This is a genomic window from Candidatus Methylomirabilota bacterium, assembly GCA_035764725.1.
In the GTDB taxonomy this organism is placed as follows: domain Bacteria; phylum Methylomirabilota; class Methylomirabilia; order Rokubacteriales; family CSP1-6; genus DASRWT01.
This window is the reverse complement of sequence record DASTYT010000112.1, coordinates 41963-66287: the sequence shown is the minus strand read 5'-3', so window position 1 is coordinate 66287 and position 24325 is coordinate 41963. Positions and strand designations below refer to the sequence as shown.

Sequence of the window (24325 nt, the reverse complement as noted above, 5' to 3'; positions counted from 1 at the left end):
ACCCGTATCGGAGCAACGCGATGAAATTCACCTGGTTCAATCTGATGCCGTGGCCGTACCTGCCGGACGACTTCCGCGAGCAGAACCGCTCGGTGTGGGTCGACATTCCCAGCACGCTCTACGATCCCCGGCGGGGCCATCACGTGTACCACGAGTACATGGATCAGCTCGAGTACGCGGAATCGCTGGGCTTCGACGGGATTGGCGTCAACGAGCACCACCAGAACGGGTACGGGCTCATGCCGTCGCCCAACATCATCGCGGCCGGGCTGGCGCGCCGGACGTCGAAGGCCGCTCTCTGCGTCATCGGCAACTCGATCGCGCTCTACAACCCGCCCATCCGCGTGGCCGAGGAATTCGCCATGCTGGACGTGATGTCGGGCGGCCGCCTCGTCGCCGGCTTCCCGGTCGGCACCTCGATGGACACGAACTTCTGCTACGGCCAGATCCCGTCGCTCACCCGCGACAAGTACCGCGAGGCGCATCAGCTCATCATGCGGGCCTGGGCGGAGGACGAGCCCTTCGCCTTCGACGGCAAGTACAACCAGCTGCGCTACGTGAACTGCTGGCCCAAGCCCATCCAGCGCCCGCACCCGCCCATCTACATCCCCGGCGGCGGGTCCATCGAGACCTGGGACTTCTGCCTGGACCATGACTACAACTATTCCTACCTCTCTTTCTTCGGCTACTTGCGGGCGAAATCGCTGATGGACGGCTACTGGAGCCGCGTGGCCGTGCGGAAGAAGGACGAGTCGCCGTACCGGGCGGCGTTCGCCCAGATCATCTGCGTGGCCGACACCGACCAGGAAGCGGAGGACCTCTACGCGGAGCACGTCCTCTACTTCTTCAACCGGTGCCTGCACGTCTTCCCGCCCTTCGCCGACCCGCCGGGCTACCGCACCATCAACACCATCAAGTACGGCGCCCTCTCCCAGATGCGGGCGGAGGCGCAGAAGATCCTCCAGAACCTCACCTGGAAGCAGATCGTGGACGAGCGCTTCGTCATCGCGGGCAGCCCGGAGACGGTGCGGCAGCAGCTCGAGGAGTGCATCAAGGGCCTGCGCGTCGGGCATCTCTTCTGCCTCTTCCACAACGGCAACATGCCGGACTGGAAGACGCGTCACTCCACCAAGCTCTTCGCCGAGCGCGTGATGCCGAAGCTCCGCGATCTCTGGCCGGAGTGGTCGCACGACGAGCGCTGGTGGATCAAGCCCATGGAGGGCCGCCTCCGCCCGTCCGCCCTGCCGCCAGTGGGCACGGGCACCGCGATCGGGACGCGGCCCGCAGACGCCCCGCGCCCATGAAAGCGCAGGCGATCGAGACCCGGCGGGGCATTCGCTGCCGCGTGTTCGAGGCGGGCAGTGGCGCGCCGCTGGTCTTCTTCCACGGCGCGGGGGGCCTCCTCCGCGACAATCCCTTCCTCGACGAGCTGGCGAAGCGCCACCACGTGCTCGCGCCGGAGTGGCCGGGCTACGGTGATTCCACCGGCGAGGAGCTGCTCGAGGACATGCTCGACTTCGCGCTGCACGGATGGGACGTGGTGGACGCCCTGGGACTGCGCCAGCCGCATCTTCTCGGTTACTCGATGGGCGGCATGATCGCCGCGGAGATGGCGTGCCTCGCCCCCCACGACGTGGGCCGGCTCGTGCTCGCCAGCGCGGCCGGACTCTGGCTGGACGACCACCCGATCCCCGACCTCTTCGCCGCGCTCCCCTTCGAAATCCCAGGGCTCCTCTTCGCGGATCCCGCGAAGGGCGCCGCGATGCTCACCGGCGGGCTCGATCTCAACGACATGGAGGCGCTCAAGGAGTTCTACATCGGCAACGCGCGCCGCCTCGGGATGGCGGGCAAGATCCTCTTCCCGATCCCGAACCGGCGTCTGTCCAAGCGCCTCTATCGCCTCGCCGCGCCCACCCTCGTCCTCTGGGGCGCCGAGGATCGCCTGATGCCGCCCGTCTATGCGCGGCGCTGGGCCGAGCTCTGCCCGGGCGCCACCGTCGAGATTCTCCCCGATGCCGGCCACATGCTGCCGTACGAGCGCCCCGAGGCCTTCGCGAGCGCGGTGAGCCGCTTCCTTTCCTAGGGGGTCGCCATGCCGCATCTCGACCGTCCCGACTGCCGCCTCTACTACGAGACCGAGGGCCAGGGCCCCGCGCTCGTCTTCGCCCACGGCCTCGGGGGCAATCACCTCTCGTGGTGGCAGCAGGTGCCCTACTTCCGCGAGCGCTACACCTGCGTCACGTTCGCCCACCGCGGCTTCCCGCCGTCCGAGTCGGGCGCGGACACCGTGGGGCCCTTCGGCTTCGTGGACGACCTGGCGGCGCTGATCGACCATCTGCGCCTGCCCGACGTGCGCCTGGTCGCCCAGTCCATGGGCGGCTGGACCTGCCTCGGCTACGCGCTGCGCGAGCCCTCGCGGGTGCGGGCGCTCGTGATGGCCTGCACGGTCGGCACGGTCACCCATCCCGACATCGACCGCGTGCTCGCGGCCCCCGAGTACGCGGCGGCGCAGGCGGACCTGGTGCGCCGCAACATCTCTCCCGCCGCGGGCGCGACGATGGAGGCCGAGCAGCCGGCGCATCAGTACCTCTACCAGGCGATCGGACGGCTGCGCGTGGGCCTCGACATGGAAGCCACGCGCAAAAAGCTCTTCGCCATGCGCAACACGCCCGCCTCTGAGCTGGCCGCGCTCACGATGCCCGTGCTCTGCATCTCGGGCGAGGAAGACGTCCTCATGCCCACTCCGGCCATCGAGGCCCTGGCCAAGCTCATGCCGCGCGGCCGGCTCGCGCGGGTGCCCAAGTCGGGCCACTCGGTGTACTTCGAGCGGCCGGAGATCTTCAACCGGCTGGTGGGCGACTTCCTGAGGGAAGCCGGCGCGTAGGCGAGGCGCGTTGGACTTTATCGCGACCTACGCGGCCAGGCAGCCCGACGCGGTCGCCCTCATCGAGGGCGACCGGCGGCTGACCTGGACGGCGCTGCTCGAGCGCCGCAATCGCCTCGCCTCCGCGCTGCGCGGCTTCGGCATCGGCCGCGGCGACAACGTCATCGTCTACGAGGTGAACTCCCTCGACTGCATGATCGCGCCGGCCGCGGTGCGGTCCACCGGCGCGGTGGCGGCGCCCATGAACCATCGCCTCACCGCCGAGGAGGTCACCTACATCCTCGACAATGCGGACGCCGCGGCGGTCCTGGTGGGTGACGCGTTCCTCGGCATCGCGGATGCGGTGCGCCGGGACGCCGCCAAGGTCCGTCACTGGATCACCCTGGGCACGGAGCGGCGCCCCTGGGCCCATGCCCTCGAGGATCTCGTCGCCCGGGGCTCGCCCGAGACGGTGCCGGAGGATCCGGCGCTGGGACTGGGCGGCTCCATGATCTACACCGGCGGCACCACCGGCCGGCCGAAGGGAGCCATTCGCGGCGCGGTGGATCCGCAGGTGACCATGCGCTTCCTGAAGGCCCTGGATCTGGCCGAGCCTCACGTGCACCTGGCCGCGGGCCCGCTCTATCACTCGGCCCCCGGCTCCTTCGCCAGCACCACGCTCCTCTTCGGCGGGCAGGTCGTCGTGATGCGGAAGTTCGACGCCGAGGAAGCGCTGCACCTGATCCACTCCCATCGCTGCACGAGCACGTTCATGGCGCCCACCCTGGTGAAGCGCATTGTGGACCTGCCCGCTGACGTCCGCGCGCGCTACGACGTGTCGTCGATGAAGGTACTCGTGGTGGCGGCCGCGCCCTGCCCCATGCGGGTCAAGGAGCAGGCGATGCAGTACTTCGGCCCGGTGTTCTACGAGTTCTACGGCTCCACCGAGCTCAGCGTGAACACGATCTTGCGGCCGGAGGACGTGCTGCGGAAGCCCGGGTCGTGCGGGCGCGTCGCGCCTGGCATCGAGCTCGCCATCCTCGACGACCAGGGGCAACCGGTCCCCGTCGGGGAGCCCGGCGAGCTCTACGTGCGCCGCTATGCCGGCGTCTTCGACGGCTACTACAAGAACCCCGGCGCCACCCGCGAGACCCAGCGAGGCGACTGGCTCTCCGTGGGCGACGTCGCCTACGTGGACGCCGAGGGCTTCTACTACATCTGCGACCGCAAGCGCGACATGATCATCTCGGGCGGCGTGAACATCTACCCCGCCGAGATCGAGGACGCCCTCCATCGCCATCCCGACGTCGAGGACGTGGCGGTGTTCGGCGTCCCCGACGACGAGTGGGGCGAGCGCGTCCACGCGGCGGTACAGCTCCGGACGGGCGCGCGGCTCTCCCCCGACGAGCTCATCCGCTTCGCGCGCGCGCACCTCGCCGACTACAAGGCGCCGCGCGAGGTCTCCTTCCACGCCCAGTTCCCCCGCGACGCCGCGGGCAAGCTGATCAAGCGCGTGCTCCGCGAGCCCTTCTGGGCCGGGCGCGCCACCCGCGTATGACGGCGCCTCGGGCGGAGGCGGCGGACATCGCGCGCGCGGTGGCCGGGCAGACCGTCTGCACGCTCTTCCAGGCCCAGGTGGCCGCCCAGGGCGACGCGCCCGCGCTCCACAGGCGCCGGGACGGCGCGTGGCAGTCCCTCTCCTGGCGCGAGTACGGTCGCCGCGTGGAGGCAGCGGCGCTGGCCCTCATGGCCGACGGGCTCGAGCCCGGCCAGGCCGTCGCCCTCCTGTCGGGCACGCGCGAGGAGTACAACATCGCCGACCTCGGCATCACCCATGCCGGCGGCATCCCGGTGACGCTCTATCAGAGCCTGACCCCGGGACAGATCGCCTACATCGTGGCGCATGCGGAGGCGGTGCTGGCGTTCGCGGAGAGCGCCCCTCAGGCGGAGAAGCTCCTCGCGATCCGGGGGGAGATCCCGCGCGTGCGACGGCTCATCGTCTTCGAGGGCGCGGAGCGCCTCCGCGGCGACGCGCGCGCCGCCGGATGGGTCGCGGGCTGGGGCGAGTGGCTCGCGGGCGGCGCGGCCGTGCGGCGAGCCGGCGCCGCCGCGCTCGAGGCCCGATGGCGCGCGGTCTCGCCGGGGTCGGTCGCGACCTACATCTACACCTCCGGGACCACGGGCCCGCCCAAGGGCGCGGTCCTGACCCATGGGCAGGTCTGCTGGACCCAGGAAGCGGCGCAGCGCCTCGTCCCTTCGGAGCCCGGCTGGCGCTCCATCGGCTATCTCCCCATGGCGCATGTGGCCGAGCGCGGCATCTCCCTCTGGGGCGCCATTCGCGCCGCACGCAGCGTCTATTTCTGCCCGGCCATCGAGCAGCTGGGCGAGACCCTTGTCGCGGCGCGGCCGCATCTGTTCTTCGCGGTGCCGCGCGTCTGGGAGAAGATGCACGCCGCGCTCACCGCGGGGTTCGCCGCCGAGCCGGACGCCGCGAAGCGCGAGGGCGCGCAGGCCGCCGTCGCGGCCGCCACACGCGCCGTCGAGCTCGAGCAGGCGGGCCAGCCGGTGCCGCCCGCGCTCGCCGAGGTGCGGAGGCGCGCCGACGCCGCGCTGTTCGTCCATCTCCGGCGCCGGCTCGGCCTCGACGAGGCGCGGATCACCGCGAGCGGCGCCGCCCCCATCGCCCCCGAGATCCTGCGCTTCTTCCACGCCATCGGCCTCCCCATCGTGGAGGTGTACGGCCAGACCGAGGGCTGCGGCATCACCAGCGTGAACCGGCCCGACCACACGCGCATCGGCAGCGTCGGGCTCGCCTATCCGGGCGTGGAAGTGCGGCTGGCGGAGGACGGCGAGATCCTCCTGCGCGGCGGCAACGTCTTCGCCGGTTATCACAAGGAGCCCACGCTCACCGCCGAGACGGTGGACGCCGACGGCTGGCTCCACTCGGGCGACATCGGGGCCCTCGACGCGGATGGCTTCATCACGGTGGTGGACCGGAAGAAGGACATCATCATCACCGCGGGCGGCAAGAACATCACGCCGTCGAACATCGAGAATGCCCTCAAGCGCCAGCCCCTCATCAGTCAGGCCATGGTGGTGGGCGACCGCCGGGCGTATCTTACCGCGCTGCTCACACTCGACGAGCCCGCGGCGCGCCTGTGGGCCAAGCGCAGCGCCGTCGAGACCCGGGACTGGGCGGCGCTGATCGCCGATCCGCGCCTGCAGGCGGAAGTGCAGCAGGAGGTGGACGCGGCCAATGCGGACTTCTCGCGGGTCGAGCAGGTCAAGCGCTTCACCGTGCTGCCCGACGAGTGGAGCCCCGCCACCGACGAGCTCACCCCCACCCTCAAGGTGAAGCGGAAGGTCGTGGGCGACAAGTACGCCGAGGCCATCGAGGCGATGTACCGGGCGGGCGCCTGATGCCCGCGCTCCCCGGCCGCGTCGCGCTGGTCACGGGCGCCGCCTCCGGCATCGGCCGCGCCGCCGCGCTGGCCTTCGCGCGCGAGGGCGCGCGCGTGGCCGTGTCCGATGTGGCGGCGGAGGGAGGCGACGAGACCGTGCGCCTCATCAAGGCGGCGGGCGGCGAGGCCTGCTTCGTGCGCGCCGACGTCTCGCGCGAGGCCGACGTGACCGCCATGGTCGACGAGACGGTGCGGCGCCTGGGCCGGCTCGACTACGCCTTCAACAACGCCGGCGTCCCCGGCGAGCAGGCCCGCACCGCCGAGTACAGCGCCGAGACCTGGGCCCGCGTGCTCGCGGTGAATCTCACCGGCGTCTGGCTCTGCATGAAGGCCGAGATCCCGCGCATGCTCGCCCAGGGCGGCGGCGCCATCGTCAACACCGCCTCGGTGGCCGGCCTGATGGGCTTCCCCCGGCACGCCGCCTACACCGTGAGCAAGCACGGCGTCATCGGCCTCACCAAGACCGCCGCGCTCGAGTACGCGCGCGAGGGCATCCGGATCAACGCCGTCTGCCCCGGATATATCCGCACCGGCATGACCAGTCCCTTCCTGGCCCGCGATCCCGGGCTCGAGGAACGTGTGACCCGGATCGAGCCAATTGGCCGAATTGGAAGGCCGGAAGAGATCGCCGAGGCGGTGGTCTGGCTCTGCTCCGACGCGGCCTCCTTCGTCACCGGCCAGGCCGTCCCCGTAGACGGCGGCCTCACCGCCCGGTAGCCTGGCCCGACGTGACCGTCCGCATCGGCCAGGAGTCCCCCCGCCAGCCGGAGATCGTGCGCCTCGTCGAGGAGCTCGACACCTACCTGGGCTCGCTCTACCCCGCCGAGAGCAATCACCTCCTGGACATCGAAAGCCTCGCCCAGCCGGACGTTCGCTTCTTCGTGGCGCGGCGGGTTGGCGAGACCCTGGGCTGCATCGCGCTACGCGTGGATCCGGCCGGCTGGGGTGAGGTGAAGCGGCTCTACGTGTCGCCGCGGGCGCGCGGGCTCGGGCTGGGCCGCTGGCTCCTGAGCGCGCTGGAAGCCGAGGCCCAGGGGGAGCGTCTTCCGCTGCTCCGCCTGGAGACGGGCATCCGTCAGCCGGAGGCGCTCGGCCTCTTCCGCGCCGCCGGCTTCCGCGAGATTCCGGCGTTCGGCGCCTACGGGCCGGACCCGCTCAGCGTCTTCATGGAGAAGGCGCTCCCGATCACCGCTCCGTCAGCCGGTTGAGGGGCGAGACGATGCTGAGCCCGCCGTCCAGGACCAGGGTCTGGCCGGTGAGGAACGAGGCGGCGTCCGAGGCGAGATACGCCACCAGCCCCGCCACGTCCTCCACGGTGCCGAGCCGGCGCACCGGCGTGGCCGCCGTCAGCTCGGCGGCCGCCTCCGCGTACACGCGCCCTAGCCCCTGCTCGATGTAGTAGCGAGACGACTCCGTCTCCACGAAGCCCGGATTCACGCCGTTCACGGTGATGCCGCGCGGCCCCAGCTCGAGCGCGAGCGCGCGCACCAGGCTTTCCACACCGGCCTTGGCCGCGCCCAGCGCGCCGTGGCCCTCCATGGCCTGGAAGCTGTCGATGCCGGAAATGGCGATGATGCGGCCAGACCCCGGCATGCGCGGCACCGACGCCTGCACTGCGGCGACGAAGCTCTCGAGCGAGATCGCGAAGGTGCGCCGCAGGTTGTGGGGCTTCTGCTCCAGCATGGGGCGGAACGCGGTGGCCGCCGCGCTCGCCACCAGGATGTCGATCCGATGGAGGCGCGAGGCGATCTCCTCGAAGGCCGGCCCGACCGTCTCGGGCTCGGCCAGCTCGAGCGGCACCGCGAGGGCGCGATGGCCCAGCGCCTCGAGCTCTGCGACCGCGGCGCGGGCTTCGTCGACGTGCCGGCGGTAGGTGATGGCGCAGTCCGCGCCCTCGGCGGCCAGCCGCCGCGCGATGGCGCGGCCGATCCCGCGCGAGCCGCCCGTCACCACCGCCACGCGCCCGCGCAGAGAGGTCACGGGGCAGGAGCCTAGCGGGCCCGGCCGGCGCCGGTCAAGCGCCCCCGCCGGCCCTGGAGTATCCTTCTCCCATGCCGTACATCAACGAGCCCTCCGGTGACGATCTCTCCGAGCATGCGCGGAAGCAGCAGGCGGCGCTCCGCGAACAGTCGGGCTACGTGCCCAACTACGCGAAGCTCTTCGGCCACCGCCCCGACGTCCTGGCGGCCTGGGGCCAGCTCATCGCGGCGATCCGCGGTCACATGGATCAGCGGCGCTACGAGCTCATCACGATCGCGGCGGCGCGCGCGCTCCGCTCCAGCTACTGACAGCTCGCCCACAGCAGCGTGCTGCTGGACGCCGGGATGTTCACCGAGGCGGAGCTCGCCGCGGTGGCACGCGACTACGAGCGCGCCGGGCTCACCGCGGCGGAGGTGGCCATGATGGCCTTCGCCCAGCAGGTAGTGCGCGACGCTTCCGCGATCACCGCCGAGGACGTCGAGGGTCTGCGACGGCACGGACTCGACGACGCGGAGATCCTGGACGTGGTGCTCGCGGCGAGCGCGCGCTGCTTTCTCAGCAAGACGTGCGACGGCGTGGGCGCCCAGCCCGACGCGGTCTTCGCGCGACTCGGCCCGGCCCTGCGTGAAGTCCTGGTGACCGGCCGCCCGATACAGCCCGCCCGCTAGCGCCGCTCGCTCAGGCCTGCCACTCGCGCGGGCCGTCGTCGGTGAAGCCGCACTGCTCGCACGGGCTGAAGTAGTGCGTGGCCGGCGGCATGGCCACCGCCAGCCGCAGCGAGCGCTCCGCGCCCTCCGTCCGGATGTGGTGCACGGTGCCGCGCGGCACCCAGACGATGTCGCCCGGCGCGGCGTGGAGCACGGTGCCGCCCGTCAGCTCCCAGGTGAGACGCCCCGCCATCACCACCCACCACTCGTCGAAGTCGCGATGCCAGTGCGGACGATTCCCCGCCCCGGCGGGGCTCGAGATGAGCGTGACGAGCTGCCGCTCGTCCGCGATCATGCGCTTGGCCCAGGCGCCGGGGCCCAGCTCGGCCGCCAGCTCGGCCACCCGCGTGTGAAGGACATTGGGCCAGGTCGCGCGCGCGGCGGTGGGCGGGATCGGCCCCTGGACGACGTGACTGATGGCAATGGACTCGGTCATGGGGACAGGGTCTCCTCTTGCTCCGCTAGTAGGGCAGGCTCTCGCGGCCCAGGAGCTCGCGGGCCACGACCATCTTCATGATCTCGGCGGTGCCATCGCCGATCTCGAGTCCCATCACGTCGCGCATGCGCCGCTCGAACGGCAGCTCGTCGGTGTACCCGTAGTGGCCGTGCAGCAGCAGGCACTGATGAATGGTGTCCACGGCCAGCCGCGGCGCCCACCACTTCACCATCGCGGCCTCCTTGGTGCACGGGGCGCCGCGATCCGCGAGCCACAGGGCGCGGAGGCAGAGACCGCGCGCGGCCTCCACCAGCGTCGCCGCCTCGGCGAGCGGGAACGTCACGCCCTCGAAGCGCGCCAGGGGGCGCCCGAACGCCTGGCGCTCCTTCACGTAGGCCATGGTCTCCTCGAGGGACGCCTCGGCGCCGCCCAGGCACGCCAGCGAGATCAGTGCGCGGTTGAAGTCGAAGCCGCGCATGACCTGGCCAAAGCCCGTACCCTCCCCGCCGAGCAGATGCCCGCGGGGCAGCCGCACGTGGTCGAAGGCGAGCACGGCGCGACCGATGGCCCGTGAGCCCATGTCGCGGAGCGGGCTTCTCGCCACGCCGTGCAGGTCGAGCGGCACCAGGAAGGCCGAGATGCCGCGCGCGCCACCCGCCCCGGTGCGCGCGAATACAATGGCCGCGTGGGCCGCCATGCCGAGGCTGATGCCGGACTTCTCGCCGGTGAGCACCCAGCCCTCGCCGTCGCGCTCGGCCCGGCAGGCCAGATGCGCGGCGTCCGAGCCGGCCGACGGCTCGGTGAGGGCCAGCGCGATCACCGCCTCGCCGCGCGTCATCGGCGGCAGCCACCGCTCGCTGAGCGCCGGGTCCCCGTGCGCGCCCAGGATCTCGGCGGCGAGCACCGAGAGCTGGATGCCGTAGGTGCAGGAGAGGTCGCCGCGGCCGATCTCCTCCATCGCGAGGCCCACCGTGACAAGATCGGTCTCCTGCCCGCCCAGCGCGGCCGGCACGCGCAGCCCGAGCAGTCCGAGCGCCCCCATCTCTTTCCAGGCGTCGGCGGGAAACACGCCGGCGCGGTCCCATTCGCCGCTGCGCGGAGCCAGCTCGCGCTGGGCGAAGGCGCGCAGCGTGCGCACCAGCGTCTCCTGCTCCGGCTCGAGGGCAAAGTCCAGCGCCACCTCAACGCCCCTCCGCGCGCGCCGCCGCGGTCGCCGCCGCCGCGCCGTTCTCGAGAATGCTGCGCGCGATGTAGGAGGGCTCAACCGCCGCACGGGCGGCGAGGAGCTCGGCCTTGAGCGCTTGGGCCTCGGCCGCGAAGGCCGGGGCGCCGCCGTCCAGCACGAAGTCCACGAGGTGAAGGGCGCGCTGCGGCTCCCCCGCTCCGGCGCGCTCCCGCGCCCGCGTCAGCAGCGCGCGCTCGCCGGCCAGGCCGACCACGTCCGCCGCGATCTCGGTCGCCGGCGCGGGGAAGAGATGCGCGGCATTGCCGTCGAACCAGCCGTGATAGCGGCGGAGTATCCCGTGCACGATGAAGGTCGGACAGCCGTAGGTCGGCGCGAGATAGGGCCGGGCGGCGAGATCGGGCGGCAGCGCGGTGACCTCGCGCAGGATCGCTTCCGGCCACATGCCCGCGTTGAGCCGACGCACCACCTCCCCGTGGAGCCAGCGGAGCGCCCGCGCCGTGTCGAGACAAGCTTCGCGCACGGTGTCTTCACCGATCAAACCCGGCCCGTGCCCGGGGGCCATGGCCACGGGCGCCTTCGCGGCAATGGCCTCGAGCGCCGCCGCCCACTCCACCTCGTAGCGCTGCACCTTGAACGGGTTGCCGATGTTCGGGCAGGACCAGAGGAAGAGATCCCCCGCGCAGGCCACGCGCCGCTCCGGGATCCACACCCAGGTGGCGTCGTCGGTCTCGCCCTTGGCGTGCGCAAGCTCGAGGGTCAGCCCACCCACGCGAAGCTCCAACCGGTCGCGATAGGTCAGGTCCGGATAGTGAAACCGCTCGGGCGCGATGATCCGCCGCCCGGCCGGCACGCGGAACTGGATACGATTGATGTGCTCGGTGTAGCCGGCCATCTCGCGATAGCGGTCGAAGCGCGCGGGCACCGCCTCGTGCGCGACGAGCACCGGGCGCGGCCGCCCGCGCCGCTCGGCCTCATCGAGCAGCGCCCAGACGCCGAACGCGTGGTCCAGATGCCCGTGCGTATAGATCACGTAGCGAATCGGGGCGTCCGAGAGGCTGCGGATCATCTCGAGGAGACGCGGCCCGCGCGCGTGCACGCAGGTATCGACGACGATCAGCCCGTCGCCGGCGTCGATGCAGGTCGCGTTGCCGAACAGCGGGAGAAGGTGCACGCCCTCGGCCAGGCGCTCGGGCGCGTCCTTCGTGTGAAAGATCCCGTCCACCGCGGCATCGTGTCACGCGCCCGTGCAGGCGTCAACTTGACCGCCGGAAGCACTCCGGCTAAGGTCGGCCCACGATGACGCGGCTCCGCGCGGGCGCGCTCGCCGGCCTGGGCCTTGTGGTGGCGCTGGGCGCCACGCTGGGCCAGGCGCCCACGCCGAGCGATGAGCCGGGCGCCAGCCTCGTCGTGCACATCCCGGACGCGATCGCCATGCTGGTGGTCGGGCTGCTCGCGCTGTCCATGGTGCTGTTCTTCTCGCTGCAGCGGCGGCCCCGCCCCGTCGACGATTCGCTCGAGCTCCTGCGGGAGGCGCGCCCGCAACGCCGCGCCGCCCTGGTCGCGCTGCCGTTCGTGCTGCTCCTCACCATCCTCGCCTGCTACACGTGGGCGCGCTGGACGCCCGGCGGCCCTCACCCGCTGGAGGCGCCGCTGGCCGCGCTCGCGGGGCTCCTGGATCTCCTGGCCCATGCGCGCAAGCCGCCCACCTCGGTGCCCATCTACGACTACGCGCTCGGGCTCCTCATTCTCCTCGTGTCGCTCGCCACCTGCGTGCTGATGCTGTTCGTCGTCTTCGCCGAGCGCCTGCTCCGCTGGCGCACGCGGGGCCGGCGCGAGGCGAGCCCGCTCGTCGCCGCCGTCGACGAGAGCCTGGAGGACCTGCGCGCGCAGCGCGACGTGCGGGCCGCGATCATCGGTGCCTACCGGCGCTTCGAGGTGGCGCTGGCGGCGGCGCGCATGCCCCGCGCGGCCTGGCAGACGCCGGCCGAGTTCATGCGCGCGGCCCTCACCCAGGTGGCGGTGCCGGCGCCCGCGGTTCGGCGCCTCACCGCATTGTTCGAGCTCGCGCGATTCAGCGACCGGCCGCTGGGCACGGACGCGCGCGACGATGCGTGCGACTGTCTCGACGCGGTGCGCGCCGCCCTCGATACCGAGCCTCCCCTTCACGCGGAGCCACCCCGTGCGCGCTGATCGCGACGCGCTGATCGTCGCGGTGCGCTGCGCGGTGCTGGGTGGGATCGTGCTGCTGCTCTCGGTGCCCGTCTACGTCTACCTCGAGTCGCCCTGGCGAGCGGTCGTTCCCCGCCTGGCCGCGGCGGGCGTGCTCGGCATCGTGCTGCTCGAGCTGCGCGCGGCCCTCGCGCAGCGCTTCGCGCGCCACGAGGCCTCGGCCCTCGACGCGGCCCGCGTCCCCGCCCCCGGCGACGATGCCACCTCACTGCGTCTGCGCGAGACGGCGGCGGGCCTGCGCGCCGCCCGCCGCAGCCGACGCCACTTCGAGCAGGTCCTCTGGCCGCGCCTCCAGGCGCTCTCGACGCGGCCGCTCACGCCACCGCCCAGCCGCCGCGGCCGCGGCCCGAGCCTGGGCGGGCTGCGCGCCGTCATCGCGGCGCTCGAGTCCCAGCGATGAAGATCGCCGCCGTCGCCGAGCGGGCCCGCGAAGTGGTGGCGACCCTCGGCCGCATAATCGTGGGGAAGGATGAGGTGCTCGAGCGCATCGTCGCCGGAGTGCTCGCCAATGGCCATGTCCTCATCGAGGACTTTCCGGGGCTGGCCAAGACCCTGATCGCGCGCCTGCTCGCCCAGGCGCTGGACCTCGGCTTTCGCCGCATCCAGTTCACGCCGGACCTCCTGCCCAGCGACATCACCGGGAGCTTCCTCTACGACCAGGGCGCGGGGCGCTTCGAGTTCCGACCGGGCCCCGTGTTCACGAACCTGCTGCTCGCCGACGAGATCAATCGCGCCACCCCGAAGACCCAGGCCGCCCTGCTCGAGGCCATGCAGGAGGCCCAGGTCACCGTGGAGGGGCAGTCCTTCCCCCTGACGCTCCCGTTCCTGGTCATCGCCACCCAGAACCCCATCGAGCTCGAGGGCACGTATCCCCTTCCCGAAGCCCAGCTCGATCGCTTCCTCATGCGGGTCGCCGTCGGCTATCCCGCGCCGGAGGCGGAGCACGAGATCCTGCGGGGCCGGCGCGAGCGTCGGACCGATGCGGCCAGCGTGCCCACGCTGGTGAGCCGCGCCGAGCTCCTCGCGATGCAGGAGGCCCTCGAGGATGTGTTCGTGAGCGAGGCGATCGAGCGCTACATCGTGGCCCTGGCCCAGGCCACGCGCGCCGACGCCCGCGTGGCCCTTGGCGCCTCCCCGCGCGGCACCCTCGCGCTGCTCAAGCTCGCCCGCGCCGAGGCGGCGCTGCGCGGTCGCGAGTTCGTACTGCCCGACGACGTGAAGGCGATGGCGGAGCCCGCCCTCGCCCACCGCCTCGTGCTGCGTCCCGAGCTCTGGGTCTCGCGTATCACGCCGGCGCAGGTGGTGGAGGGCCTGCTCCAGCAGGTACCCACGCCCACCGCCGAGCCGTCGTGAGCTGGCGCCCGACCGCCCTCAACCTCTCGCTGGTCACCCTGCTGGGCTGGGCGCTGCTCCTCGGCGTGCTGAGTGGCCGCGCCGAGCTGATCGTGGCCGCGGTGCCGCTGGTGGTCGCGCTCGCCGCCGGGCGTCGCGCGCGGCCGGCGGCCGGCGACTGGCAGGTGACCCGCCGCATCTCGCGGGATCGCCTGGTCGAGGGCGAGCGCGTGACCGTCACGGTGACACTCCGCGCGCCCGGCCCGCGGGAGATGGTCGAGCTCTACCAACCGCTGCCGCCCCACGTCTCAGTCGCGGGCGGACACCATCACGCCTTCGTGGCGGCGGGCGAGGATCGCGAGGTGCGCTGGTCCTTCGAGCTGGGCTGCGCGGGCCGCCAGCGGCTACGCCTCGGCGACCTACACCTCCGGCGCTGGGAGCCGCTGGGGCTCGCCGCCGCCGAGGCCGTGCACCGGGAGATCTCCGAGGTCTCCGTGTATCCGCACGTCACCCCTCTCCGCCGTCCTCCCAGCCCCGGACGCACCCAGACCTATGTGGGCCACCACGTCTCGCCCGCGCAGGGCGAGGGCATCGAGCCCGGCGACATCCGGCCCTTCGTGCCCGGCGATCAGGTGCGCCACGTCAACTGGCGGGCGACGCTGCGGCTCGGCGCGCTGCACGTGACCCAGCACCATCGCGAGCGCAGCGCCGACGTGGTGCTCCTGCTCGACACCCTCGCTGACGTGGGCCCTGCCGGCGACTCCGCCGTCGATCGGGCGGTGCGCGGCGCGGCGAGCCTGGCCGCGGCCTACCTCGGCCGGAAGGACCGAGTGGGGCTCATCGAGTACGGCGGCATCCTGCGCCAGGTGCGGCCGGCGTCGGGGCGCGCCCACTGGGAGCGGCTGCTCGACACGCTGGCGCGCGCCTCGGTGGTGTTCACCTACGTGGCGCGCGACCTCGAGCGCATCCCGCCGCGCGTGCTCCCGCCCGAGGCGCTCGTGATCGCGCTGAGCCCGCTGCTCGACGGGCGCTTCCTGGGCGCGGCGGCCGACCTCACGGCACGGGGTTTCGAGCTGATCCTCGTCGCGGTGTCGCCAATCGCTGCGGCCCGCGCGCTCGTCGGGGGCGGCGCCGTGACCGACCTGGCGGCCCGCCTCTGGGCCCTCGAGCGCCGTGCGGAGCTGGATCAGCTCCGGGCGCGCGGCCTCACGATCATCGACTGGGATGGCGTCGAGCCCCTGGAGGCCGCGCTCGCCGTCTGGCATCGGCCGCGCCAGCGCCGGGTGCGGGCATGACCGCGTCGCTCGCCGCCACCGGGCTCATGGTCCTGCTCGCGGGCGTCGGGCCCGCCCTCTCTCCGTGGCCCGGCGTGAGCGCGCTGGGCATCGCCGCCGTCCTCGTCGGGGGCGCGGGCACGCTGGCGGGCATCGTGCCGCTGGCTACGGCGGGCGGCGCCCTCGCGTTGATGGCCTACGCGCTCGCGCTCGGGCTGGCGCAGCCGGCATCCCATCCGCTCGCCGGCGCCGTGCTCGGAGCCGGCCTCGTGCTGCTGCTGGCCCTCACCCATCTCGCGGCGCGCACCCGTGGCGCCGCCGTCGAGCCGGCGGTGGCGCGCCTGCTGCTGCGGCACGGGGCGCCCGTGCTGGCGGTCGGGGCGCTCGCGGCGGCCGCGCTCGTCGTCGCGGGCGCGCTCGTGGCGGTCGCGCTCCGCGGCGCCTCCCTGCCCGCGGTCGTGGCCACGGCCACGCTGGGCGCGGTGGCCGCGGTGGCCGGCGTGATCGCGCTCGTGACCTCGGCCGGGCGGCCCGCGCCTTGACTTGATCGGGGGCCCCGGCTAGGCTCGTCCCACCGCCTCGCCCATGCGAATCATGGCTGTCCGCGCCTCCTGGCTCCGCGCCCCGATCCCTGCCGCCGCCGCCCACGTCAGCGACTTCGGCCGGAACGATTCGTTCAACATGTGCCTGGTCGAGATCGACACCGACGCGGGCATCACCGGGCTGGGCGAGGCCAAGGCTGCCGTCGGCAATCTTGGCAACTATGCCGCGATCGTGACGCTGATCCGGGAGGAGTTCGCCCCGTTGCTGATCGGCCGCGATCCACGCGACATCACCGGCGCCTGGGATCTCCTCTACAACGGCACGCGCGCCCATTATGCCGCCCGTGAGGGGCGCACCTTTCCCACGATCGGCCGCCGCGGCGTCACGCTGTCGGCGGTGTCGGGTGTCGACATTGCGCTCTGGGACATTCTCGGCCGCTCGCTGGACGTGCCGCTCTGGCGACTCATGGGCGGGCGGTATCGCGATCGCGTCCCCGCCTACGCCTCGGGGGGCTGGGCCCCCGTCGGCGGCATCGGCAAGCAGATGCTCCAGTACGTCGAGCGCGGCCACCGCGCCGTGAAGATGCGCGTGGGGCTCCAGGACGCGAGCGTGGACGACTCCGCGGCCCGTGTCGCCGAGGCGCGCGAGACTCTCGGACCCGGCGTGGGCATCATGGTGGACGCCCACGGCACCTGGAGCGTGCGCGAGGCCCAGCGCTTCGCCCGGAAGGTGGAGGCCTACGATCTCGCGTGGCTCGAGGAGCCGGTGTCGCCCGACAACCTCGCCGGCCAGGCCGAGGTGCGCGCCGTCACCGACATCCCGATCGCCGCCGGCGAGAGCGAGCAGACACGCTTCGCCTTCCGCGAGATGCTCGACGCGCGCGCCGTCGACGTCCTGCAGCCGGATCCCGCCATCGCCGGGGGGATCACCGAGGTGCGGACGATCGCAGCGCTGGCCGCGAGTCAGGGGCTCACGGTCGCCCCGCATCTCTGGGGCTCGGCCATCCTGTTCGCCACCGGCCTGCACCTTTGCGTCTCCACGCCGTGCGCGACCATCCTCGAGTTCTCACGCGGCCACAACCCCCTCCTCAACGACCTGGTCGAGGAGGAGATTGCGTTCGAGGACGGGCACGTTCTCGCCCCGAGGGGGCCCGGCCTCGGCCTCACGCTCCGGCGTGACTTCGTCGAGCGCGTCCGGGTGGCGGTCTGAGCAGGGCGATGGCCGGTCCGCGCATCCTCGTGACCGGGATGAGCGGACTCATCGGCGGCGCGCTGCGCCGGCGCCTGGAAGGCCGCTACGCACTTCGGGCGTTGAATCGACGGGAGCTGGCCGGAGTCGAGTGCCATTGCGGGGACATCGCCGACCTGGAGCAGATCCAGCCGGCCTTCCGGGACGTGGAGATCGTGGTGCACCTGGCCGCGGCGGCGGGCGGCGGCGTGCCGTGGGAGCGTATCCAGCGCGACAATCTCGTGGGCACGTACCACGTCTTCGAGGCCGCGCGCCGCGCGGGGGTGCGACGCGTGATCTTCGCCTCCAGCGGCGCCACCGTCACGGGCTACGAGCTCGAGGAGCCCTACGCGGCCCTCGTCGGCGGGAAGTACGACGGACTCACCACCTGGCCCATGCTCACCCACGAGACGCCGGTACGGCCGGCCGCGCTCTACGGTGTCAGCAAGGTGTACGGCGAGGCGCTGGGCCGGCAGTACGCGGACGAGCACGGCCTGTCGGTGCTCTCGATCCGCATCGGGCGAGTCAAGGCGGAGGACCGCCCGACCACCCCGCGCGACTTCTCCGTCTGGCTCAGCCAGAGGGACGTGGTCCAGATCCTCGAGCGCGCCATCGAGGCGCCCGCCGCGCTCCGCCACGGCATCTTCTTCGCCGTCTCGGACAATCGCTGGAGCTATCGCGACCTCGAGCACGCCCGCCGGGTGCTGGGCTTCGTGCCCCAGGATCGCGCCGAGGACCATCGCTGATGCCCGTCGTCCGCTCCTATCTCGCCGATTTTGCGGAAACGCTTCGCGACAAGGCGGCCGTGATCGACGACCGGCCCGGCGCGCCCGTCACCACCTGGACCTGGGCCGAGCTGAACCGGCAGGCCAATCAGCTCGCCCACGTGCTGCTGGGCTTGGGCGTCAAGCCGGGCGAGAAGGTGGTCTGGTGCGGGCCGAACTCGCCGGGCGTGCTGCGCGTGGTCCACGCGCTGCCCAAGATCGGCGCGGTGATGGTGCCGCTCAACTACCGCTTCACCGCGGACGAGGCCGCCTACGTCATCGGGAACTCGGACGCGACAGTGGTGTACGCCGACGCCGAGCAGGCGGATCTCCTCGCGCGGATCCGCCACGCCGTGCCGCACGTGCGCCACATCGTCGTCTTCGGCGGCCCGGCGGGGCCGGGCATGCTGTCGAGTGACGCGCTGCTCGCGCGCGCGGCGGATGCCGAGCCCGAGGTGGACGTGCCCCCCGGCACGCCCGCGAGCATGCTCTACACCTCCGGCACCACCGGCCGGCCCAAGGGCGCGGTGCGGCTGCCCACCGACCCGAGCCAGGCCCGGCCCCTGCTGGAGGTGTGCGGCAACCGGCCCGAGGACATCTACATCACCACCGGGCCGCTGTATCACTCCGGCCCGCTCGGCTACATGGGCCTGGGCCAGCGGCTGGGCAACACGGTCGTCCTCCAGCGGCGCTTCGACCCGGAGGACTGGCTGCGTCTGGTGGCGACGTATCGCGTCAGCATGACGTTCTCCGCGCCCGCGCCGATCCGGATGATCTGCGCCCTCCCGGACGACGTGAAGCGCCGGTACGACCTGTCGAGCATGAAGCGCATGGTGGCCAATGCGGCCCCGTGGTCGATGGCCCTCAAGGAGGCCTACATGCGCGACTTCGGCGAGGACTCCCTGTGGGAGGTGTACGGCTCCACCGAGCTGGGCGTGGACACCGTGCTGGCGCCCGGCGATCACCGCAAGCGGCCGGGCTCCTGCGGGCGCGCGCTGCCGAGCGTGGAGATCCGCCTCTACGGCGAGGACGGCCGCGAGATCCTCGAGCCCGACGTGCCCGGCGAGGTGTTCGTGAAGAGCCCCAACACCTTCGTCGGCTACTACAAGGCGGAGTCCGCCACCACCGCCGCGCGGCGTGGCGACTTCGCCTCGGTGGGCGACGTCGCCTACCGCGACGCCGACGGCTTCTACTACATCTGCGATCGCAAGAGCGACATGATCATCTCGGGTGGGATGAACATCTACCCCGCTGAGATCGAGGCCGTCCTCGAGCGGCACCCCGACATCGCGGACGTGGCGGTATTCGGCGTCCCCAGCGACGAGTGGGGGGAAAGTGTCCACGCGGTGGTGGTCGCGCGCCCCGGACGCGCGGTCGCCCCGGAGGATGTCATGACGTTCGCGCGCAAGGACCTGGCCGGCTACAAGACGCCGCGCTCGGTGACCTTCGCCGCGGAGATCCCGCGCACCGGCTCCGGGAAGATACTCAAGCGCGTCCTGCGCGAGCCCTTCTGGCAAGGGCGACGCGCGCGGGTGTCGTGAAAGGAGCCTCCATGAAGCGTCTGATCTTCTCTGCCCTCGCCCTGTCGTTGCTCGCCACGCCCGCGCTCGCGCAGGACACTCCGCGCATGGGCGGCGTGCTCAAGGCGGCCATGATCGGCGAGCCGCCGTCGCTGGACCTGCACTGGACCACCGCGGTCATCACCCAGCAGATCACGTGGCACATCTACGAGACGCTCTACACGTACGACAAGAACCTGCAGCCGATCCCCATGCTCGCGGAGAGCCACACCGTGACGGACGGCGGGCGGCGCTACACCATCACGCTCAGGAAGAACGTCAAGTTCCACAACGGCAAGGAGATGACCTCGGCCGACGTGGTGCCCTCGCTCCAGCGGTGGGGGAAGATGTCCACCACCGGCAAGGCCCTCTGGAAGAGCGTGGAGGCGGTGGAGGCCAAGGACCCCTACACCGTGGTCATCCACCTCAAGGAGCCGTCGGGCTCCCTCCTCTTCGGGCTCGGCAGCCCGAACAACGGCGCCGCCATCTATCCCAAGGACGTCATGGCCGCCGCCGGCGAGGGCCAGATCAAGGAGTTCATCGGCACCGGCCCCTACCGGTTCATCGAGCACAAGCCCGATCGCCACATCAAGCTGGCCCGCTTCAAGGAGTACGCGGCGCGGAGCGAGCCCGCCGACGGGGGCTACGGCGGCAAGCGGGTGGCCTACTTCGACGAGATTCTCTTCATTCCGGTGCCCGACGAGGCGGTGCGGCTAGCTGGCGTCGAGACCGGGGAGTACCACTACGCGCAGACCATCAAGGCCGACCAGTACGACCGGGTGAAGTCCCTGCCCGCGCTGGAGCCGCAGGTGGTGAAGCCCTACGGCTGGATCACCGCCGTCCCCAATCACAAGCAGGGCGTGATGGCCAACAAGAAGGTGCGCCAGGCCTTCCTCGCCGCGCTCGACATGGAGCCGATCATGTCGGCGGCCATCGGCAACAAGGCGTTCTACCGGCTCGAGGGCGCGCTCTTCTATCCCGAGCAGGCGGCCTTCCACAGCACGTCGGGGGTGACCGGCTACAGCCAGAAAAATCCCACCAAAGCCAAGGCCCTGCTCGCCGAGGCGGGCTACAAGGGCGAGCCGGTGCGCTGGATCACGACGAAGGAGTACGACTGGATGTACAACGCCGCGCTCGTCGCCAAGCAGCAGATGGAGGCGGCGGGCTTCGTGGTGGACCTCCAGGTGCTGGACTGGGCCACGCTGGTGCAGCGCCGCAACAAGCCCGAGCTCTACGACATCTTCTCGACCGGCTTCACGCTGGGCGCCGATCCCGCGATCGCCACGTCGATCCAGTGCAACTGGCCGGGCTGGTGGTGCAACGAGGAGAAGGAGCGCCTGGTCGCGGAGATGCTCAAGGAGACCGATCCCAAGAAGCGGAAGGCCCAGATCGAGCGCGTCCAGGCCATCTTCTACGACGACGTCGGCCGCGTGAAGTTCGGCGACTACTTCACGTTCCAGGTGACGCGCAAGGAGCTACGCGGCTTCCGCCCCCAGCCCTTCCTCTACTTCTGGAACTCGTGGCTGGCCAAATAAAGTAAGTGACCGTCTACGTCATCCGTCGCCTCATCGCGGTCATCCCCGTGATGCTCGTCGTGGCGACGGTGTCGTTCGTCCTCATCCGCCTGGCCCCCGGCGATCCGGCCAGCGTGATCGCCGGGCCCTATGCGAGCGCCGAGGACATCGCGCAGATGCAGCGGGCGCTGGGGCTCGATCAGCCCCTGCCCGTGCAGCTCGTGAAGTGGTGGGGCCGGCTCGCCCGGGGCAACCTGGGCGACTCGATCTTCCTCCGTCGCCCGGTGATCGAGGCGATTCTCGAGCGCCTGGAGCCCACGCTCCTCCTCACCGCGTGGTCCATGCTCGTCGCGGTGCTGGTCGGGATCCCGGTCGGCGTGATCTCGGCCCGGCATCACAACACGGTGCTGGACCAGTCCTTCATGGCCCTGGCCCTCCTCGGCCTCTCGGTGCCGAACTTCCTCCTCGGCCTGCTCATGATCCTCTGCTTCGGCGTCTGGCTCGGCTGGCTGCCCGTGGCGGGCTACGCCGCGCTGGAGACCGGGCTCTGGCCCAATCTCCGCTCCCTCATCATGCCCGCGCTCGCCCTCGGGCTCGTGCAGTCCGCCCTCATCGCCCGCATCACACGCTCGAGCATGCTCGATGTGCTCCGCGAGCAATATATCCTCTCCGGGCGTTCAAAGGGCCTCTCCGAGCGAACGGTCATCTACAAGCACGCGCTGAAGAACGCCATCATTCCCACGCTCACTGTCATCGGCATCACCTTCGCCCTCCTGGTGGGCGGCGCGGTGGTGATCGAGACCGTGTTCAACATCCCGGGGCTCGGCCGCCTCATCATCTCCGCGGTGCTCCGTCGCGACTATCCCGTGGTCCAGGGGGTGGTGCTGCTGATCGCCGTCACCTACACCGCCATCAATCTCCTCGTGGATCTCGCCTATCTGGCGATCGATCCGCGGATTCGCTTCCGCTAGTCATGCCCGCCACCGGCGAGGTGAAATGGCTCGGCGTCCGCGCCTTCCTGCGCCGCCGCAGCGCGGTGCTGGGGGCCGCGCTGGTGGTGATCAATGTGCTGATCGCCCTCGGCGCCACGCCCATCGCGGGGGTCGATCCCCAGGCCCTGGACGTGAAGGCGCGTCTGGCCCCTCCGACCGTCCAGCACTGGTTCGGCACCGACCACGTGGGGCGGGACGCATGGAGCCGTGTGATCTACGGCGCGCGCCTCTCCATGATCGTGGGCGGGTCGGTGGTCGCGCTGTCGTTCGCGGGCGGCGTGCTGTTCGGTGTGCTCGGCGGCTACTTCCGCGGCCTCGACAACGTGCTGATGCGGATGATGGACGGCCTCATGGCCTTCCCCGGCATCATCCTCGCCATCGCGATGATGGCTTCCCTCGGCCCGAGCGTGCTCAACGTGATCGTGGCGCTGGGCGTGGTGTACGTGCCGCGCGTGGCCCGCATCGTGCGCGGCTCGGTGCTGGTGATCCGCGAGACGCCCTATGTCGAGGCGGCGCGTGCGCTCGGCATCGGTGACGGCCGCATCATCGCGCGGCACGTGCTCCCCAACTGCATGTCGCCGGTGATCGTGCAGGGCACCTTCATCTTCGCGGCGGCGGTGCTCGGCGAGGCCGCGCTATCGTTCCTGGGCGTGGGCGTGCCGCCCCAGATCCCGTCCTGGGGCAATGTGCTCGCGGAAGGCCGCTCCTATCTCCAGCAGGCGCCGTGGCTCACCCTCTTCCCCGGCGCCGCCATCATGGCGAGCATTCTCGGGCTGAACCTCTTCGGGGACGGCCTCCGCGATCTCCTCGACCCCAAGCTGCGCGGCGTGCAGGGCAGCGGCCGCGAGAGCTGAGCCCCCCCGCCTAGCGTCCGCCCCACTCGCCGAGGCACGCGAGCGCGTCGGCCCGCCCCTGCTCCAGCGCCCGGCTCATTGCCGGGCCGTCGAAGTCCAGCGGCCGGAGCCGCAGCGGCGCAGTGGGCACGAGGACCTGCACGTCCACCGCCGGATACTTGAGACGCGCCAGCTCCACGTCCCGCCGGATCTGATGGACCATCGCGGTCTCGAAGGCCTCCTCGAGCACGCGGGCGAGCGTGGTCGACGGCGGCCCGCTCTCGCCGGCGGCGTAGCTCAGCACCACGATCACACGGGGCGGCGGCGTGGGGCCGTCGAGCGCCTCCAGCACGGGCGCGCGGGCCACCAGGCCGCCGTCCACCAGCACCGCACCTCCGACGGGAACGGGCGGGAACAGCCCCGGCACCGCCGAGGCGGCGAGGAGCGCGTCGACGGTGACGGTGCGGTTGTCGAACACGCGCACCGCCCGCCGCTCGAGGTCGGTGGCGACGACGCGCAGCGCCACCGGCGAGGCACGGATCCGGTCCAGGTCCACCGCGCTCGCGATGAGCTGACGCAACGGCGCGGGATCGAGCAGCGAGCCCGCACCGTCGAGCGCGAGCAGGGTCAGCCACCCGGGCAGGAGCCCCGCGAAGAACACGCCGGGTCGCAGCGCGTAGACCTGCTCGCGCGTCACGCCGCGCCACAGCGCCTCGAGGCGATCGAGCCGGCCGTCGGCGAGCGCGGCGGCGGTCAGGGCGCCCGCCGAGGAGCCGGCGGCGACCCGGACGGGCACACTGCGAGCGGCGAGGCCGAGCACCACCCCCGCCTCGTAGGCACCCTTGGCGCCGCCGCCGGAGAGCACGAGCGCGGCGGGCGTCTCGGGCGGGAGCCCCGACGGCATGCACTGGGCGCCCGCGCGTGCGGGCCACAGCGCCGCGAGGGCGATCAGCACCACCGCGGCCCCGCCGCGCCCCGGCGCGCTCATGCGCCGGCTTAGGGGGATGCGGCGCGCCGCGCGCGCCACTCGACAACGATGGACTCCACGTCGAGCGGCGCCATCTGCGTGGCGGGCCCTTCGGCAATCTGGCTGTTCACCCGGGCAATCTCGGCGTTGAGCCCGGCGACGTGTGCCCGCACATCGTCCTCGCGGCGCGCCGCCCACGCCGCGTCGAGGCCGGCCTCCACCTTTCTCAGGAGGTCGAGGGCGGGAGGCAGGATGGAGAGCTTCTCCCGCTTGAGGAGCTTCTTCACCCACCAGTCGGGATCGTAGGGATCGGTGATGCCGGGGATCGGCTGCCCCGCCCCTTCGAGGTGCGCGAACTCGCCGGCCTGCTCGGCCTCGTGGATCATCTCCTCGACCCAGTCGCGATAGCTCTTGCCCGGCGGCTTCTCCTTGGGCATGGGCGATAGTCTACCCGCGCC

Annotated in this window: 26 protein-coding genes; 20 read left to right on the top strand and 6 right to left on the bottom strand. The window is 71.9% G+C overall.

What is annotated here, in order from left to right; genetic code table 11:
* Positions 1-20 precede the first annotated feature (20 nt).
* The 7 genes from VFX14_18265 to VFX14_18235 are packed head-to-tail and all read left to right on the top strand — an operon-like array spanning position 21 to position 7532.
* Positions 21-1304, top strand: a complete 1284-nt coding sequence (locus VFX14_18265) for an LLM class flavin-dependent oxidoreductase (protein HEU5191635.1) — start codon at positions 21-23, stop codon at positions 1302-1304.
* On the top strand, positions 1301-2083 hold the full coding sequence (locus VFX14_18260; protein HEU5191634.1) for an alpha/beta fold hydrolase: 783 nt from the start codon (positions 1301-1303) through the stop codon (positions 2081-2083). The genes VFX14_18265 and VFX14_18260 overlap by 4 nt, the downstream gene beginning before the upstream one ends.
* 9 nt (positions 2084-2092) lie before the next feature.
* The gene (locus tag VFX14_18255) at positions 2093-2884 is read left to right on the top strand and encodes an alpha/beta hydrolase (GenBank protein ID HEU5191633.1); all 792 of its coding nucleotides are present in this window, start codon (positions 2093-2095) and stop codon (positions 2882-2884) included.
* A 10-nt stretch (positions 2885-2894) separates the two neighbouring features.
* Entirely contained in the window at positions 2895-4421 is a 1527-nt protein-coding gene (locus VFX14_18250; GenBank protein ID HEU5191632.1) for an AMP-binding protein, read from the top strand.
* Positions 4418-6283: an AMP-dependent synthetase/ligase gene (locus VFX14_18245; protein ID HEU5191631.1), complete on the top strand. Its 1866-nt coding sequence runs from the start codon at positions 4418-4420 to the stop codon at positions 6281-6283. Before VFX14_18250 ends, VFX14_18245 begins: the two co-directional genes overlap by 4 nt.
* Entirely contained in the window at positions 6283-7041 is a 759-nt protein-coding gene (locus tag VFX14_18240; GenBank protein HEU5191630.1) for an SDR family oxidoreductase, read from the top strand. The genes VFX14_18245 and VFX14_18240 overlap by 1 nt, the downstream gene beginning before the upstream one ends.
* Positions 7042-7052: 11 nt before the next feature.
* Positions 7053-7532, top strand: coding sequence for a GNAT family N-acetyltransferase (locus VFX14_18235; protein HEU5191629.1), 480 nt, complete (start codon positions 7053-7055; stop codon positions 7530-7532).
* Here the strand turns inward: VFX14_18235 and VFX14_18230 are convergent.
* Entirely contained in the window at positions 7510-8304 is a 795-nt protein-coding gene (locus VFX14_18230) for an SDR family oxidoreductase (protein ID HEU5191628.1), read from the bottom strand. The genes VFX14_18235 and VFX14_18230 overlap by 23 nt on opposite strands.
* A gap of 71 nt (positions 8305-8375) precedes the next feature.
* On the opposite strand from VFX14_18230, the gene VFX14_18225 reads away from it, so the two are divergent.
* Both VFX14_18225 and VFX14_18220 read left to right on the top strand, forming a co-directional pair.
* A complete protein-coding gene (locus VFX14_18225) occupies positions 8376-8612 on the top strand; it encodes a hypothetical protein (protein ID HEU5191627.1) in 237 nt (78 codons plus the stop codon).
* Positions 8613-8630: 18 nt separating this feature from the next.
* The gene (locus VFX14_18220; protein ID HEU5191626.1) at positions 8631-8972 is read left to right on the top strand and encodes a hypothetical protein; all 342 of its coding nucleotides are present in this window, start codon (positions 8631-8633) and stop codon (positions 8970-8972) included.
* A 10-nt stretch (positions 8973-8982) separates the two neighbouring features.
* On the opposite strand, the gene VFX14_18215 is transcribed toward VFX14_18220, so the two are convergent.
* The 3 genes from VFX14_18215 to VFX14_18205 are packed head-to-tail and all read right to left on the bottom strand — an operon-like array spanning position 8983 to position 11855.
* A complete protein-coding gene (locus VFX14_18215) occupies positions 8983-9447 on the bottom strand; it encodes a cupin domain-containing protein (GenBank protein HEU5191625.1) in 465 nt (154 codons plus the stop codon).
* Positions 9448-9472: 25 nt separating this feature from the next.
* Positions 9473-10627, bottom strand: coding sequence for an acyl-CoA dehydrogenase family protein (locus tag VFX14_18210; GenBank protein ID HEU5191624.1), 1155 nt, complete (start codon positions 10625-10627; stop codon positions 9473-9475).
* Between the two features lies 1 nt (position 10628).
* Complete coding sequence (locus VFX14_18205) at positions 10629-11855, bottom strand: alkyl sulfatase dimerization domain-containing protein (protein ID HEU5191623.1); 1227 nt, start codon at positions 11853-11855, stop codon at positions 10629-10631.
* Between the two features lie 74 nt (positions 11856-11929).
* Here VFX14_18205 and VFX14_18200 point away from each other — a divergent pair, with 74 nt between their 5' ends.
* From VFX14_18200 to VFX14_18150, 11 genes are read left to right on the top strand one after another with little or no spacing between them, the layout of a single operon-like run.
* On the top strand, positions 11930-12823 hold the full coding sequence (locus VFX14_18200; protein ID HEU5191622.1) for a DUF4129 domain-containing protein: 894 nt from the start codon (positions 11930-11932) through the stop codon (positions 12821-12823).
* Positions 12813-13262: a hypothetical protein gene (locus VFX14_18195; GenBank protein ID HEU5191621.1), complete on the top strand. Its 450-nt coding sequence runs from the start codon at positions 12813-12815 to the stop codon at positions 13260-13262. Before VFX14_18200 ends, VFX14_18195 begins: the two co-directional genes overlap by 11 nt.
* Positions 13259-14215, top strand: coding sequence for a MoxR family ATPase (locus VFX14_18190; protein ID HEU5191620.1), 957 nt, complete (start codon positions 13259-13261; stop codon positions 14213-14215). Before VFX14_18195 ends, VFX14_18190 begins: the two co-directional genes overlap by 4 nt.
* Positions 14212-15489, top strand: a complete 1278-nt coding sequence (locus VFX14_18185; protein HEU5191619.1) for a DUF58 domain-containing protein — start codon at positions 14212-14214, stop codon at positions 15487-15489. Before VFX14_18190 ends, VFX14_18185 begins: the two co-directional genes overlap by 4 nt.
* Positions 15486-16010 (top strand): hypothetical protein, encoded by a 525-nt coding sequence (locus tag VFX14_18180; protein HEU5191618.1) that lies wholly within the window; start codon positions 15486-15488, stop codon positions 16008-16010. The genes VFX14_18185 and VFX14_18180 overlap by 4 nt, the downstream gene beginning before the upstream one ends.
* A 43-nt stretch (positions 16011-16053) precedes the next feature.
* Positions 16054-17220, top strand: coding sequence for a mandelate racemase/muconate lactonizing enzyme family protein (locus VFX14_18175; GenBank protein ID HEU5191617.1), 1167 nt, complete (start codon positions 16054-16056; stop codon positions 17218-17220).
* 8 nt (positions 17221-17228) lie between these two features.
* Positions 17229-17984 carry an NAD(P)-dependent oxidoreductase gene (locus tag VFX14_18170; protein ID HEU5191616.1) on the top strand — a complete coding sequence of 252 codons (756 nt, stop codon included), beginning with the start codon at positions 17229-17231 and terminating at the stop codon, positions 17982-17984.
* On the top strand, positions 17984-19543 hold the full coding sequence (locus VFX14_18165; protein ID HEU5191615.1) for an AMP-binding protein: 1560 nt from the start codon (positions 17984-17986) through the stop codon (positions 19541-19543). Before VFX14_18170 ends, VFX14_18165 begins: the two co-directional genes overlap by 1 nt.
* Before the next feature lie 11 nt (positions 19544-19554).
* The gene (locus tag VFX14_18160) at positions 19555-21096 is read left to right on the top strand and encodes an ABC transporter substrate-binding protein (protein ID HEU5191614.1); all 1542 of its coding nucleotides are present in this window, start codon (positions 19555-19557) and stop codon (positions 21094-21096) included.
* Positions 21097-21101: 5 nt separating this feature from the next.
* Positions 21102-22046: an ABC transporter permease gene (locus tag VFX14_18155; protein HEU5191613.1), complete on the top strand. Its 945-nt coding sequence runs from the start codon at positions 21102-21104 to the stop codon at positions 22044-22046.
* 2 nt (positions 22047-22048) lie between these two features.
* Entirely contained in the window at positions 22049-22921 is an 873-nt protein-coding gene (locus VFX14_18150; GenBank protein ID HEU5191612.1) for an ABC transporter permease, read from the top strand.
* A gap of 10 nt (positions 22922-22931) precedes the next feature.
* Here the strand turns inward: VFX14_18150 and VFX14_18145 are convergent, their stop codons facing one another.
* On the bottom strand, positions 22932-23888 hold the full coding sequence (locus VFX14_18145) for a patatin-like phospholipase family protein (protein ID HEU5191611.1): 957 nt from the start codon (positions 23886-23888) through the stop codon (positions 22932-22934).
* Between the two features lie 8 nt (positions 23889-23896).
* Positions 23897-24304, bottom strand: coding sequence for a DUF1992 domain-containing protein (locus VFX14_18140; GenBank protein ID HEU5191610.1), 408 nt, complete (start codon positions 24302-24304; stop codon positions 23897-23899).
* Positions 24305-24325: the final 21 nt, after the last annotated feature.